The sequence below is a fragment of the Vibrio hippocampi genome, assembly GCF_921292975.1.
Lineage (GTDB): Bacteria > Pseudomonadota > Gammaproteobacteria > Enterobacterales > Vibrionaceae > Vibrio > Vibrio hippocampi.
In genome coordinates, this window is the sequence record NZ_CAKLCM010000002.1 from 264,259 (window position 1) to 278,566 (window position 14,308).

Annotated in this window: 14 protein-coding genes; 2 read left to right on the forward strand and 12 right to left on the reverse strand. The window is 46.4% G+C overall.

The window, feature by feature from the left end:
- Positions 1-4: 4 nt before the first annotated feature.
- Positions 5-769, forward strand: coding sequence for an SDR family NAD(P)-dependent oxidoreductase (locus L9Q39_RS03670; protein WP_237483772.1), 765 nt, complete (start codon positions 5-7; stop codon positions 767-769).
- An 82-nt stretch (positions 770-851) separates the two neighbouring features.
- Complete coding sequence (locus L9Q39_RS03675) at positions 852-1,271, forward strand: RbsD/FucU family protein (RefSeq protein WP_237483773.1); 420 nt, start codon at positions 852-854, stop codon at positions 1,269-1,271.
- A 186-nt stretch (positions 1,272-1,457) separates the two neighbouring features.
- Here the strand turns inward: L9Q39_RS03675 and lipA are convergent, their stop codons facing one another.
- From lipA to leuS, 12 genes are all read right to left on the reverse strand, one after another.
- Positions 1,458-2,423 (reverse strand): lipoyl synthase, encoded by a 966-nt coding sequence (gene lipA, locus L9Q39_RS03680; protein WP_237483774.1) that lies wholly within the window; start codon positions 2,421-2,423, stop codon positions 1,458-1,460.
- Between the two features lie 35 nt (positions 2,424-2,458).
- Positions 2,459-3,106 carry a lipoyl(octanoyl) transferase LipB gene (gene lipB / locus L9Q39_RS03685; RefSeq protein ID WP_237483775.1) on the reverse strand — a complete coding sequence of 216 codons (648 nt, stop codon included), beginning with the start codon at positions 3,104-3,106 and terminating at the stop codon, positions 2,459-2,461.
- Between the two features lie 178 nt (positions 3,107-3,284).
- Entirely contained in the window at positions 3,285-3,563 is a 279-nt protein-coding gene (ybeD, locus tag L9Q39_RS03690; protein WP_237483776.1) for a DUF493 family protein YbeD, read from the reverse strand.
- A 149-nt stretch (positions 3,564-3,712) separates the two neighbouring features.
- Complete coding sequence (locus L9Q39_RS03695; RefSeq protein WP_237483777.1) at positions 3,713-4,891, reverse strand: serine hydrolase; 1,179 nt, start codon at positions 4,889-4,891, stop codon at positions 3,713-3,715.
- Between the two features lie 148 nt (positions 4,892-5,039).
- On the reverse strand, positions 5,040-5,831 hold the full coding sequence (locus L9Q39_RS03700; protein ID WP_237485495.1) for a septal ring lytic transglycosylase RlpA family protein: 792 nt from the start codon (positions 5,829-5,831) through the stop codon (positions 5,040-5,042).
- A gap of 8 nt (positions 5,832-5,839) precedes the next feature.
- Entirely contained in the window at positions 5,840-6,961 is a 1,122-nt protein-coding gene (rodA, locus tag L9Q39_RS03705; protein ID WP_237483778.1) for a rod shape-determining protein RodA, read from the reverse strand.
- On the reverse strand, positions 6,961-8,874 hold the full coding sequence (gene mrdA / locus L9Q39_RS03710) for a penicillin-binding protein 2 (RefSeq protein ID WP_237483779.1): 1,914 nt from the start codon (positions 8,872-8,874) through the stop codon (positions 6,961-6,963). The genes rodA and mrdA overlap by 1 nt, the downstream gene beginning before the upstream one ends.
- A gap of 10 nt (positions 8,875-8,884) precedes the next feature.
- Positions 8,885-9,355 carry a 23S rRNA (pseudouridine(1915)-N(3))-methyltransferase RlmH gene (gene rlmH / locus L9Q39_RS03715; protein WP_237483780.1) on the reverse strand — a complete coding sequence of 157 codons (471 nt, stop codon included), beginning with the start codon at positions 9,353-9,355 and terminating at the stop codon, positions 8,885-8,887.
- Between the two features lie 4 nt (positions 9,356-9,359).
- Positions 9,360-9,677, reverse strand: a complete 318-nt coding sequence (rsfS, locus tag L9Q39_RS03720) for a ribosome silencing factor (protein ID WP_237483781.1) — start codon at positions 9,675-9,677, stop codon at positions 9,360-9,362.
- A 75-nt stretch (positions 9,678-9,752) separates the two neighbouring features.
- The gene (gene holA / locus L9Q39_RS03725) at positions 9,753-10,772 is read right to left on the reverse strand and encodes a DNA polymerase III subunit delta (protein WP_237483782.1); all 1,020 of its coding nucleotides are present in this window, start codon (positions 10,770-10,772) and stop codon (positions 9,753-9,755) included.
- A gap of 24 nt (positions 10,773-10,796) precedes the next feature.
- Positions 10,797-11,384 carry an LPS-assembly lipoprotein LptE gene (locus L9Q39_RS03730; protein ID WP_237483783.1) on the reverse strand — a complete coding sequence of 196 codons (588 nt, stop codon included), beginning with the start codon at positions 11,382-11,384 and terminating at the stop codon, positions 10,797-10,799.
- Positions 11,385-11,557: 173 nt separating this feature from the next.
- A complete protein-coding gene (gene leuS / locus L9Q39_RS03735) occupies positions 11,558-14,131 on the reverse strand; it encodes a leucine--tRNA ligase (RefSeq protein WP_237483784.1) in 2,574 nt (857 codons plus the stop codon).
- Positions 14,132-14,308: the final 177 nt, after the last annotated feature.

The following is a 14,308-nucleotide window of genomic DNA, read 5'->3' on the forward strand; positions in this document are numbered from 1 at the left end:
CAACATGGGAAATCTAACAGGTAAAAAAGTGCTGATCACTGGCGCAGAGCAAGGGATTGGTTTTAGTACAGCAAAATGCCTTATTGAGGCGGGCTGTGATATCTATATCCACTATTTTAGTGGTACAGAAGGTCCAGAAAAGCTTGCCTTGATGGCGGAAGAACGCGGTCAAAAAGCCATGTTTGGTTACGCTAATCTTACCGATGCTGCTGAGACTGAAAAGTGCGTGGCGGAAGCGGCGGAGTTTTTAGGCGGGATTGATATTTTGGTCAACAACGTAGGTGGCATTATTGCTCGTAAATGGTTGGGCGAAATTGAGCCTGAGTACTGGCAGACAGTGATTGATGTCAATATGACCACGATGCTCAATGTGACGCAATCAGCGCTTCCTTATCTTAAACAGAATACCGAGGGTGCGAGTATTGTTAACCTATCCTCGTTAGCAGGTCGTTCAGGTGGACATTCAGGTTCACTAAGCTACTCAATGACTAAAGGTGCAGTGCTGACTTGGACGCGTTCTTTGGCGGCTGAGTTAGGTGAGTTTGGTATTCGTGTTAATGCGGTGGCGCCGGGGCTTATCCTTGGTACTCGTTTCCACAACCAACACACAACGAAAGAGTCGGCTGATAACACCGTCAAATCTATCCCATTAGGTCGAGCGGGTGATTCTGACGATGTGGCGAGAGCAATTACCTATTTAGCCTCGGAGTATGACGGCTTTATCTCAGGTGCTACGTTAGACATCAATGGCGGCGTATATCGAATGTAGATAAACAAGCTTTTACGTCACGATATTTATGTCACGATAGGGCGCTATGAATATAGCGCCCAATTAATTTAGGAAATGAGAGATGATTAAATCCCAAGTGATTCATCCGGAACTACTCGGTGTGCTTGCTCAGTGCGGTCATAAAACTCAGATTTTGATCGCGGATGCTAACTATTCGTTCGTTACCAATTCTGGCGAAAATGCACACATCGTGTATCTCAACTTTATGAAAGGTATGTTACCTGCGACGACCGTGTTATCGGGTATTCAACAGCTGATTAATGTCGAGTCAGCAAATATGATGGCTTGGCCACAAGAATTTGATAATACGATTTATGCAGAGTATTTAGATATCCTCGAAGACGGAACCCCAGTGGAACTGTTGGAAAGGGCTGACTTCTACTCCGCGGTTAAGTCGCCGGATACGTTACTGGTTATTGCGACCGGAGAAACTCGTCGCTTTGCGAATATACTTCTGACTGTGGGTCCGGTTATTGATTGATTTATTGCCACTCGATTGGATTCGCACTTTTGTTGTATCGCAGTGTGTATAGCTGTGTGCGTATTGGCAATTCACTTTACGGGTTCAAAAAACAAAAAAAGCTGGCATTATTCGCCAGCTTTTCTCTAATAACTTTTCGTTAATAACTTATTTCTAATAACCGCTCTCTAATAAAACCTGAGAAAATTATTTAATCTCAATACCTTGAGCCTGCATGTCTGCATGATAAGACGAGCGAACAAATGGACCACAAGCGGCGTGGGTAAAGCCAAGCTCTAATGCAATCTCTTTAAGCTCATCAAACTCAGATGGCGGAACATAGCGTTCAACCGGAAGATGGTGGCGGCTTGGAGCTAGGTACTGACCAAGCGTAAGCATGGTAACTCCGTGAGCGCGCAGATCTTTCAGTACTTCGATGATCTCTTCTTTGGTTTCACCCAGACCCATCATCAAACCTGATTTTGTCGGTACATCGGGATGCATCTGCTTGAATTTTTGTAGCAGTTGCAGCGACCATTTGTAATTTGCGCCAGGACGCGCCTTACGATAAAGGCGTGGTGCGGTTTCTAGGTTATGGTTGAAAACATCCGGTGGGTTGTCTTTCATTGCTTCAAGCGCCACTTCCATACGACCACGGAAATCCGGTACGAGCGTTTCAATTTTGATATGTGGGTTGAGTGTACGGATCTCACGGTTACAATCAGCAAAGTGCTGAGCGCCGCCATCACGTAGATCGTCACGGTCTACCGACGTAATCACCACATACTTTAGCTTCATATCTTTGATCGTCTGCGCCAGTTTTTGTGGCTCATCGGCTTCAGGTGCGTTTGGACGACCATGGGCAACGTCACAGAATGGGCAGCGACGAGTACAGATAGCACCCAGAATCATAAAGGTAGCGGTGCCATGGTTAAAACATTCTGCCAAGTTAGGGCAAGATGCTTCTTCACAAACCGAGTGCAGATTGTTTTTACGCATCGCCGATTTGATGTCTTGGATACGTTGACTATCTGATGGCAGCTTAATCCTCATCCACTCTGGCTTTCTAAGCACTTCTTTCTGCTCAGTCGGCATATTTTTTACCGGAATAAGCGCCATTTTGTCAGCGTCGCGATACTTGACGCCCTGTTCCATTTGAATTGGTTTGCTCATCTTTTATGCTTCTTCGCTAATTTTATGCTTGTTCGCTAATTTAAAGCTTCTTCGCTAAATTCTACATGCTCATAATCAAGAATCTGTACCAGTTGCTTGACCAGTTGGTCTTCAACGTTAGCCACGCTATCGGGGCCGCCGAGTTGACTCACTTGGATCATTTCCATACCGGCATAACCACAAGGGTTAATTCTTAGAAAAGGAGAGAGGTCCATATTGATATTGAGAGCCAGTCCATGGAATGAGCATCCTTTACGGATACGCAATCCCAGTGAGCAGATCTTTTTATTGTCGACATAAACGCCAGGGGCGTCAGGTCTTGCTGCTGACTCAATATTATACGCATCGAGGGTTTGGATCACGAGGTTTTCGATATGAGTGACTAGCTCTCGAACACCGAGTTTTTTACGGCGTAGGTTGATCAGGAAATAGGCGACCAATTGGCCGGGACCATGATAGGTCACTTGACCACCACGATCGCTTTGCACTACCGGAATATCCCCTGTGTTAAGTAGATGTTCCGCTTTACCTGCCTGTCCTTGAGTGAACACTGGATTGTGTTCCACTAACCACACTTCGTCACTTGTGTCATCGGTTCTTGAATCAGTGAAATCATGCATTGCTTGCCATACCGGAAGATAGTCTCTTCGTCCAAGCTTTCTCACTACGAGCCGATTTTCCACCAAGTTCACCTCAATGTGTGTTAATAAAGTATTTGTATTATAAACCTAGTTGCTACGCTGAACTACTAATAATTAACAATTGCAGCGATAGGTAATAATACGAAACGATATATCAATATGATAAATAAAGGAAAAGCAGCCGAAGCTGCTTTCAAAAAAAGTTTAATATTTAAAAATATTAAAGAACCATGCGTACGATATCGATCTCGCCAAGCTCTTTATACAGGGTTTCTACCTGCTCGATAGAGGTCGCTGTGATGTTGATAGATACGGCGTGGTAGTTACCTTTTGCACTTGGTTTGATCGTCGGAGAGTAATCCCCAGGTGCGTGACGCTGAATCACTTCAAGTACCTTTTCTGGAAGCTCAGGTTTGGCATAGCCCATCACTTTGTATGTAAATGAGCAAGGGAACTCTAATAGATCTTTGAGTTTTGCATCAGAGTTGATGGTTAACATAATGGAGACTCCAGTTAATAGTGTTAATGCTAATAATAGGCTTAATTTTAATGCTGCGAATAGTAATGGTAATAGTCCACGAACTCAAGACCAGAAAACATCAAAGCCGCATAGAGCGGCTTTGTTATCAGTGGGGTGTCTCGACTGGCTTAAAAGAAGCTTTTGAGCAGTCTGACAACGTAATCCCAAAGGCGGCTAAAAATGCTGCCCTCTTGCACATCTTCAAGAGCCAGCAGTGGATACTCAGCCACGTCTTCGCCATCCAGTTGATAGTATAGCTTACCAACGACATCGCCCTTAGAGATTGGGGCTTCAAGTTCTTTTTCAAGTACAAAACTTGCCTTCAGGTTTCTCGCTTGACCACGAGATAGCGTCACGTAGGTATCTTGGTCAACACCCAGAGCCACCGTTTCTTTGTCACCCATCCAAAGTCTTTCTTCCACGAAGGTTTCGTTGGCTTTGTGTGGTGTTACGGTCTCGAAGAAACGGAAACCATAGCTAAGCAGCTTTTTGCTCTCTGATTTACGCGCGTTGGCACTCGTCGTTCCCATCACAACTGCGACTAAACGCATTTGACCTTCGGTGGCAGAACTGACCAAGCTATAGCCTGCATTGCTTGTATGACCGGTTTTGATGCCGTCAACGTTCATGCTCTTATCCCATAACAAGCCATTGCGGTTGTATTGGGTAATACCGTTATAAGTGAACTTTTTGTCAGCGTAAACACGATACTCGTCAGGCACGTCACGGATGAGCGCTTGACCAAGTAGTGCCATGTCATAAGGGGTCGAATACAGATTTGGGTTATCCAGTCCGTGTACGTTGGCAAAGTGGGTGTTGGTCATACCGATAGATTCAGTCCAAGCATTCATCAGATCCACAAACGCATCTTCAGAGCCAGCGATATGCTCGGCCATGGCGACACAAGCGTCGTTACCAGATTGAATGATGATGCCTTTGTTGAGCTCGTCAACCGTCACTTTAGTGCCCACTTCAATGAACATCTTGGAAGAGTCTGGGAAGTTTTTTGCCCAAGCATTTTTACTGATGGTGACTTCATCGGTTGGAGAAATATTACCACTCTTTAGCTCTTGACCAATGACATAGCTGGTCATCATCTTGGTCAAGCTGGCAGGAGAAAGTTGCGTATGCATCTCTTTTTCCGCCAGTACTTTACCGGAGTTGTAATCCATTAACACAAAACCTTTCGCGGCGATTTGCGGCGCATCCGGTATAACGACTGGCGCTGCAGAAGTTGAAGCAGCAAGGAACGTTGCAGAAAGGGCAACAGAAGTAACAAATTTCATAGAAAACTTATTTTTATTCATTGTGAATACAAGGTTAATTTAATCATCCGACGATCAACCGACAGTGTTTAAGTGCTGGTGCCTGAGTTATCTCGTTATACAGCTGAGCCGAACTCGACAAAACTTGGGGTATACACTATGTAACAATCGTGATCGATGTCAATGCCGTTTACTGTTTTTTGACGAACGCTGAGGGATATCCCATGTTCTGAACCTGCTTTAGTATCTCTTTTGCATGGTGCAAATCTAAGAACGGACCCAACATCAAGCGATGGTTTTGGCTGCTTGAATCGAGAAAAGCCTCAACTGACAGGTTTTGACCGATCTGTTGCGATAAAGTTTCCAAACGGTCTTTATGCGGTGAAGCCGCTACTTGAATTGCATATTGAGCGTGTTTGTCGATCTCCCTCTGCTCAGTCGGTTTATCGACAGTGATAACCTCAATGCGTACGTTGGCAGTCCCTGTTTTAATAATATCGAGCTTTTTCGCCGCAGCGTAACTCAGGTCGATGATTCTTCCTTCATGGAAAGGACCACGGTCGTTAACACGCACGACCGTTTCTTTATCATTATCAAGGTTGGTGACCTTAACATAGCTTGGCAGAGGTAAGGTTTTGTGTGCAGCAGACATGGAATACATGTCATAAACTTCACCGTTTGAAGTTAGATGACCATGAAACTTTTTGCCGTACCATGACGCTTTGCCGGTTTCTGTAAAGCCTTCAGGGTCTTTGATAATGGTGTAGCTTCCCCCTCGCAGCTTGTAGTTTTTATTACCACCCAGACTGTAAGGTTCATATCTAGGGACCGCGCCCTCGATATGGTCAACAGAAATAGGTTGATTAGGCGCAACATCGTCGCTTAATTCATAACGGCTATCGGAAGACGAGCAACCTACCACCAGTGCGACGACGGCAAAAGTTGCCAGTCGAATCAGGGGTTGAGCGATTGAAAAAGTCATGGTTTTCATTAGGTCGCCTTAGAAAATGCTTTTCTGTGAGTATGGATCGACATCAAGATGCCAAAGCCTGCCATCAAACTGACCATGGAAGTTCCACCGTAGCTCACGAGGGGAAGTGGAACACCCACAACGGGCAGAATGCCACTTACCATACCAATGTTAACAAAGACATAGACGAAGAAACTCAGGACAATACTGCCTGCCATCATACGTCCAAATGCAGTTTGTGCCGAGCCTGCCAAGTATAAGCCACGCCCAATAATAAATAAGTAAAGCGTCAATAGCAGCAAAATGCCAATCATGCCCCACTCTTCAGCGATCACCGCAAAGATAAAGTCGGTATGACGCTCGGGTAGAAATTCCAGTTGTGACTGTGTGCCTTGCAACCATCCCTTACCGCTAATACCACCAGAGCCGATAGCAATTTTACTTTGAATAATATGGTAACCCGCACCGAGTGGATCACGCTCAGGATCGAATAGTGTCCGCACCCTGACTTTCTGATATTCGCGCATAAGGAAAAACCAGAGGATAGGGGCGAAAGCACCAAGAGCGGCGACGGCAGCAAAAATGATCTTCCAACTGATCCCCGCCAAGAAAATCACAAAGATGCCAGAAGCGGCGATAAGAATAGAGGTGCCCAAGTCAGGCTGTTTGGCGATCAAGATGGTCGGCACGGCTACCATAACGAGTGAGATCACCAAGGTCTGAAATGAGATTGGTAAAGCACGTTTACCGATATAGCGCGCCACCATTAACGGCACCGCAAGCTTGAGTAACTCCGAGGGCTGAAAGCGGATAAACCCAAGGTTTAACCAGCGCTGTGCTCCCTTAGAGGCCTCACCAAATAGTAGCACTGCCAGCAAGAGTCCAACACCAGCAAAGAACATCAAAGGCGCAAGGGACTCGTAGGTTCTTGGGGAGATTTGCGCCAGTGTCACCATGACGGCCAGTGACAGCATCATACGCATCGCTTGTCTGTCCATCATTGCCATATTTTGACCGCTGGCACTGTACATGACGATCAGTGCAAAACCCATTAAGGTTAAAATACCCAATAGCAGAGGAAGATCGATATGAAAACGTTCAAATAAAAGACGATTCTGTCCGGTAGAAGGATCCAGTTTCATTACTCTACACTCGCTTTTGATTGAGTCTCTTGCTGCTCTAATTGCAGCTCTTCCTGTAACGCAAGATCAAACAGTTGTCTCGCAACCGGAGCGCCATTGGTTGAACCACCGCCGGCATTTTCGATCACCACAGTGACAACGACTTTAGGATCTTTAAATGGTGCAAATCCAGTAAACAATGCGTGGTCTTTTAGATGCTCTTCGATTTCATCCGCGTTGTACTCTTCATCTTCGCCAAGGCTGTAAACTTGGGCGGTCCCTGATTTACCTCCGCTCTGATAAGGCATATCAGCGAATGCACGGCGAGCAGTGCCGCGAACCCCATGGTTCACTCGGCGCATGCCTTCAAGCGCGATGTTCCAGTACTGCTGTTTCACATTAGTGATCGGTGGTCGAGAGTCGACTTCCGCTAAAACTTGTTCATCAAAATTGCCGCCGTTATTAATGGTGGCGCGAAGTAGGTGAGGAGACAGCACTTGACCGTGGTTGACTAACACCGAGGTAGCTTTCGCAATTTGCATCGGTGTTGCGGTCCAATAACCTTGTCCAATACCGACCGGAATGGTGTCTCCTTGATACCAAGGCGTGCGATGACGCGCCATTTTCCATTCACGAGTCGGCATGTTGGCTTTACTCTCTTCATGGATGTCAATGCCGGTATAGTCGCCAAATCCAAACATCATCATCCAAGTCGATAAGCGATCAATCCCCATGTCGTAGGCGATCTGATAGTAGAAAGTATCCACGGACTCTTCGATTGCTTTGACGATATCAACACGCCCGTGTCCCCATCTTAACCAGTCGCGGAATGGACGGGTTTTCGAATTCGGAATCCGCCAATAGCCCGGGTCATTACGGGTTGTTTTCGTTGTGATCACCCCTTCTTGTAGGGCACCAACAGCAATGAATGGCTTGACGGTAGAAGCCGGAGGATAAATACCGTAAGTCGCACGGTTGAGCAGCGGTTTATTTCTATCACTGGTCAACGCATTGTAGTCTTTGTATGAGATGCCGTGAACAAATGAATTCGGGTCGTAACTAGGGCTTGAGACCATAGCCAAAACGCCATTGTCGCTCGGATCTAAGATAATCGCTGAACCACGGCGTCCAGCCAGTAATTTATGTACTTTTAGCTGTAGTTTGATATCGAGGTTAAGAACAATGTCTTTGCCCGGAATCGGTGGCTCAAACTTAAGGGTGCGAATCACACGACCACGGCTGTTCACTTCGACTTCTTGGTAGCCAGCAATGCCGTGAAGCACATCTTCATAATAACGCTCGATACCGAGCTTACCGATATCTCGGGTTGCTTGATAATTGGCGTCTTTTTCTTCACGGACTAAGCGCTGGATGTCTCTGTCATTGATACGCGACACATAGCCAATAACGTGAGTCAGCACCTCACCGTAGGGATAATACCGTTTCAGCGTGGCGGCGATCTCCACGCCAGGAAATTTGTGCTGCTGGACGGAGAACAGCGCGACTTGTTCTTGGGTTAACTGTGTGAGCAGCGGGATAGATTTAAAACGACGTGAGCGTTTTCGATCCCGTTGAAATGCTTCTAACCTATCATCTGAAATATCAAGAAACGCCCGCAATCTTGCGATAGTTTCGTCCATGTTTTTTACTTTTTCAGGTGTGATTTCGAGGTTAAAAACAGGGCGATTCTCAGCCAACAACACCCCATTTCGGTCGTATATCAAGCCACGGTTAGGGGCAATAGGGACGATCTTAATTCGGTTGTCATTAGAGCGGGTTTTGTAATCTTGGAACTGATTCACTTGGATGTGATACAGGTTAGCGACCAGTAACATGACCATCAAGATAATAAAAATAAACGAGATAACCGCTCGACTTTTAAATAGCCGAGCTTCTTCCTGATGATCTCGTATCTGGCTGCGTCTGCGTTTCATAGGGAACGACTTACTCTCTATGATAAGGGTGATTGGCGGTAATTGACCAAGCGCGGTATAAGCTCTCAGCCATAACAATTCTCACTAACGGATGGGGAAGTGTTAGAGCAGATAAAGACCAGCTTTGATCGGCCGCTGCTTTGCAGGCAGGTGCTAGCCCTTCAGGACCGCCAATAAGAATCGAAACATCTCGACCATCTAGCTTCCAGCTTTCGAGCTGTTCTGCCAGTTGTGGTGTGTCCCATTTTTTGCCAGGAATGTCTAGAGTGACAATGCGGTTTCCCTTTGGCACTGCAGCTAGCATCGCTTCGCCTTCTTTTTGTAGAATGCGAGCGATATCCGCGTTTTTACCTCGTTTACCGGCAGTGATCTCTACCAATTCAAGTGGCATGTCATGCGGGAAGCGGCGGCGATATTCTTGAAATCCCTCTTCTACCCACTTAGGCATCTTAGTGCCTACCGCAATGAGTTGCAGCTTCAAACGATTAACTCCAAAGTTTTTCTAATTGGTATAGCTCGCGGTGTTGCTCTTGCATCACGTGAAGCATGGTTGTACCCATATCTAGGACAACCCATTCACCTTCTTGTTCACCATCAAGCCCAAGTGGCTCAAGACCCGCTTTTTTCACTTCGGAGGCAACGTGGTCAGCTATCGAGATAACATGTCTTTTTGAAGTGCCCGTACAGACGATCATATAGTCAGTCACGCTTGATTTACCTTCAACATCAATGGTGACAATATCTAAAGCTTTCATGTCATCGGCTTTATCGGCTAAAAAAAGTTTAAGTTCTTCGCGTAGCAAAAGGGGATCCTCGGTCATCGGTGTGTATGGTGGTCAGTGTGGGTTTACTGACGAAACTAAAATTATACCACGCTTTTACGGATGAAAAGACAGTGGATTGTCAGTGGTCGCTAGATTGAAACTCAGTTGTTGAATAAATGGCCACGGACTCTGGTCGTATTGCGTTTTAGCATCAATCTCTACCGCTGTCAGCAGATGTATCGCTTGCTTGAGCTGCGGAATATCTAAGCGCGATAAAGCCGCATTGTAGATTGGCTTTTTACTTTGCCAAACTCTAAATTGATCAAACACTTGGTTAAGAGAGGTTTGCTGCTGCATCTGCTTCATCTTGATCAACTGGAGCAACTCTTTTTGTAGTGAGCGCAGCAAGATAATTGCCTCGACGCCTTCAACTTCGAGTTGTGACAGAATTCGGCTGGCGCGCTTGGGTTTGCCTTCGAGAAGCGCGTCAATCCAGTGAAATACAGTAAAGTGATTATGGCGGCTAAGTGACTCTTGTACCCTTGGCAAGGTCAGTTCGCCATCAGGGAACAGCAGTGTCAGTTTTTCAAGACTTTGTGATAGAGCAAACAGGTTCCCTTCGTGCCATTGGCATAACAGCATCAAGGCTTCGTGATCGGGTTTCAGATGCATGGTATGGCAGCGCTGTTGTACCCATTGAGGCAAGCGCTTGGTATCAGGAGTTGCGCAATTAACAAGACAGCCGTTGAGCGCTTTGAACCACTTGGCGGATTCTTGCGCGCGGGTCAATTTACTGCCAGTGATGATCAGTACAATATCTTGGTGCAGAGAAGGCGCAAGCTCAAGCAGTGATTTTGCTGAGGCGGCTGTGATGCCAGACTCTGGCACCGTCAGTTCAATAATCTGTTTGGAAGAAAAGAGGCTGAGCGCTTGAGTACAATCGAACACTTGATTCCAATCGAGCGACTTGTCCATAGAAAATCGATGATGCTCTTCAAAACCAAGTTGCTTGGCCTTTGCCACGATGTGGTCGCGGCTTTCTTGGACAAACAGTGGTTCATTGCCAAACAGCAGATAACAATGATGCCACTGACGTTCGAGAGTTTGTGCCACTCTATCGGCAAAAATTTTCACTAACAGATCCTAGATATCGGCAAACTATGACGGATCAACACGACTGTTCGTAACACTGTTATTCGTGTTGGGATCATTTGTGTTGGGATGTTCCGCCTCATATTCTTCGATCTCCGTTTTCAAACGTGCCATTTGTCGCATCATCTGCTGAGCAGAAAAAGCGCGCATTTCATTTTCCAGAAGATCACGTTCGACGGTTTTTGCTAGCGCAGACAGTGGGTTATCAAGGTAGCTACGCGTCATGGTCGCTTCAAATTGTTTGCTACCAATTTCTGGTAGTGTCACTTGATACTTCACCATGTAGGTGATTTCTTTTTCTGCAGCACTGGTGTTTTGGTATAAGGATAAGGTGCGGTCGCTGACGTTTTCTTCCTGAATATGGAGGTTTGGAACGTCTGAACTTGGCGGCACAATATCAATTTTGCTCAAGCGTAATTGCTCTTTCACCAGGCGAGTGATGGTGCTGTATTGATCATAACTGGTCACGGAGATCTGTTTGATATCCTCGGGAACCGTGTACTCGCCGCGTAGATGGAAGCCACATGCCGTCAGCATGGTAGCAAGAACAGCAATAATCGTTGTTTTAACAAAATTCATTTTCATTTGGCGCATAGGACCGCACACTCTTTCCATAAAGACTTATATAACTACCCAAGCTGGCAGTATGGATGTTTATAAAAGGCTTTAAATATGAATGTCGCAGACAGGGCTGCGACATTTTACACCCAAGTTATCCCTGATTTTGCATCGAGCGATAACTTGGGTATAGCTTAAATTGTTGCTAATTAATTAGCTACAATATTGAGAAGTTTACCCGGTACATAGATCACTTTACGGACAGTTTTTCCGTCAGTGAACTTGGTCACGTTCTCGTCGTTAAGGCCAAGTTCTTCAACTTGTTCTTTCGTTGCGTCTGCCGCGACCGTCAATTTAGCACGTAGCTTACCGTTGACTTGAACTACGATTGTCTTCTCGTCTTCAACCAGTGCTTTCTCATCGAATGTTGGCCACACCGCATTGTCGATGTCTGCTTCACCAAGCGCCACCCATAGTTCGTATGAGATATGCGGAGTGATTGGATAAAGCATGGCAACCACGGCTTTAAGTGCTTCATCAAGGATGGCACGATCTTGTGCGGATTCTTGAGGGGCTTTCGCTAGCTTGTTCATCAATTCCATGATGGCTGCGATTGCTGTGTTGAACGTTTGACGACGAGCGATATCATCAGTCACTTTGGCGATGGTCTTGTGAACGTCACGACGAAGTGCTTTTTGATCACCTGATAGTGCTGCCGCATCAACGGCTTCTGCTGCGCCTTTAGAGGTATGCTCGTTAACGAGTTTCCAAACACGTTTCAGGAAGCGGTTCGCACCTTCTACGCCAGACTCTTGCCATTCAAGTGTCATGTCTGCTGGAGACGCGAACATCATAAACAGACGTACTGTGTCAGCGCCGTACTTGTCGACCATCTCTTGTGGGTCGATACCGTTGTTCTTAGACTTAGACATCTTGATCATGCCTGAGTGTTCAACGTTACGACCTTGGTCATCTTTCGCTGACGTGATGCGGCCTTTGCCGTCACGCTCAACATTCACGTCAGTTGGCGCAACCCACTCTTTACCGCCTTTCTCGTTCTCGAAGTAGAATGCATCAGCCAGTACCATGCCTTGACATAGTAACTGTTTGAACGGTTCGTCAGACGTTACATAACCCGCGTCACGTAGAAGCTTGTGGAAGAAGCGAGAGTACAATAGGTGCATACAAGCGTGCTCGATACCACCAACGTACTGGTCGACAGGTAGCCAGTAGTTGGCTTTTTCTGGATCTAGGATGTCGTCAGCTTGTGGTGAACAGTAACGCGCGTAGTACCAAGAAGATTCCATAAAGGTATCGAACGTGTCTGTTTCGCGTAGTGCCGGTTCGCCGTTGAATGTAGTCTTAGCCCACTCTTTGTCCGCTTTGATTGGGCTGGTTACGCCGTCCATGACCACGTCTTCTGGAAGAATCACAGGCAGTTGGTCCGCTGGAACTGGGTGAACTTCACCATCTTCAGTCGTGACCATTGGGATGGGTGCGCCCCAGTAACGTTGACGAGAGACACCCCAGTCACGTAGACGGAAGTTAACGGTCTTAGTGCCTTTGCCTTCGGCTTCTAGCTTCGCTGCAATCGCGTCGAACGCGGCTTGGAACTCTAGACCGTCGAATTCGCCTGAGTCGAACAGAACACCTTTCTCAGTGTAAGCGGCTTCAGAGACGTCTAACTCGCCGCCATCAACAGGTTTGATGACTGGCACAATATCTAGACCGTACTTAGTTGCAAACTCGTAGTCACGTTGGTCGTGCGCAGGAACCGCCATTACAGCGCCTGTACCGTAGTCCATCAATACGAAGTTAGCGACGTAAACCGGGACTTCGCGACCGTTCAATGGGTGAATAGCAGTAAGGCCCGTCGCCATACCTTTCTTCTCCATTGTCGCAAGTTCAGCTTCCGCTACTTTGTTGTTTTTGCACTCTTCAATGAATGCTGCAAGCTCTGGGTTGTTCTCTGCGGCAACGGCGGCAAGAGGGTGACCTGCGGCGATACCAACGTAAGTCACACCCATTAGTGTGTCTGGACGCGTGGTGTAAACTTCTAGGTCTTGTTGACCTTTCACTTCAAACTTGAGTTCAACACCTTCAGAGCGACCAATCCAGTTGCGCTGCATGGTTTTCACCATTTCAGGCCAACCATCAAGGTTGTCGAGATCGTCAAGAAGCTCTTGAGCGTATTCAGTGATTTTGATAAACCACTGAGGGATTTCTTTCTGCTCAACCGGTGTGTCACAACGCCAGCAGCAGCCATCTTCAACCTGTTCGTTAGCAAGTACGGTTTGGTCGTTTGGACACCAGTTAACCGAAGAGGTCTTCTTATAAACCAACCCTTTTTGATAAAGCTTGGTGAAGAACTCTTGCTCCCAGCGATAGTACTCAGGCGTACAAGTCGCAAATTCACGATTCCAGTCGTAACCAAAGCCAAGAAGCTTTAACTGGTTTTTCATGTATTCGATATTTTCGTAAGTCCAAGGCGCAGGTGCGGTGTTGTTTTTTACTGCTGCGTTTTCTGCTGGTAGACCAAACGCATCCCAACCGATTGGTTGCATTACGTTTTTACCTTGCAGGCGTTGGAAGCGAGAGACCACATCACCGATAGTATAGTTACGCACGTGACCCATATGGAGTCGGCCACTTGGGTAAGGGAACATAGATAGACAGTAGAATTTTTCTTTATTTGGGTCTTCACTTACAACAAAGGTCTTGTTGTTGTCCCAGTGCTGTTGAACTTTCTGTTCAATATCTTGCGGGTTGTATTGTTCTTGCATCGATGATGTCCGGTTATCTTGGAATTTGTGAGTTCGGTTAGAACAGACTTAAATAGATCGTCATAGAATACCTAAAGGAACGAGGTACAACAATAGTCAATGTATCCTTTGTAGTGCAAGTTACTGCGTCATCGGTCAGGTTAAGGCGAACCATGGTGGTTTCACCTTAAATTATTC

Bases quoted from the DNA above. Each gene is read 5' to 3' on its own strand.
- L9Q39_RS03670 (WP_237483772.1), top strand. From the start codon at position 5: ATGGGAAATCTAACAGGTAAAAAAGTGCTGATCACTGGCGCAGAGCAA.
- L9Q39_RS03675 (WP_237483773.1), top strand. From the start codon at position 852: ATGATTAAATCCCAAGTGATTCATCCGGAACTACTCGGTGTGCTTGCT.
- lipA (WP_237483774.1), bottom strand. From the start codon at position 2,423: ATGAGCAAACCAATTCAAATGGAACAGGGCGTCAAGTATCGCGACGCT.
- ybeD (WP_237483776.1), bottom strand. From the start codon at position 3,563: ATGTTAACCATCAACTCTGATGCAAAACTCAAAGATCTATTAGAGTTC.
- L9Q39_RS03695 (WP_237483777.1), bottom strand. From the start codon at position 4,891: ATGAATAAAAATAAGTTTTCTATGAAATTTGTTACTTCTGTTGCCCTT.
- L9Q39_RS03700 (WP_237485495.1), bottom strand. From the start codon at position 5,831: ATGACTTTTTCAATCGCTCAACCCCTGATTCGACTGGCAACTTTTGCC.
- rodA (WP_237483778.1), bottom strand. From the start codon at position 6,961: ATGAAACTGGATCCTTCTACCGGACAGAATCGTCTTTTATTTGAACGT.
- mrdA (WP_237483779.1), bottom strand. From the start codon at position 8,874: ATGAAACGCAGACGCAGCCAGATACGAGATCATCAGGAAGAAGCTCGG.
- L9Q39_RS03730 (WP_237483783.1), bottom strand. From the start codon at position 11,384: ATGCGCCAAATGAAAATGAATTTTGTTAAAACAACGATTATTGCTGTT.
- leuS (WP_237483784.1), bottom strand. From the start codon at position 14,131: ATGCAAGAACAATACAACCCGCAAGATATTGAACAGAAAGTTCAACAG.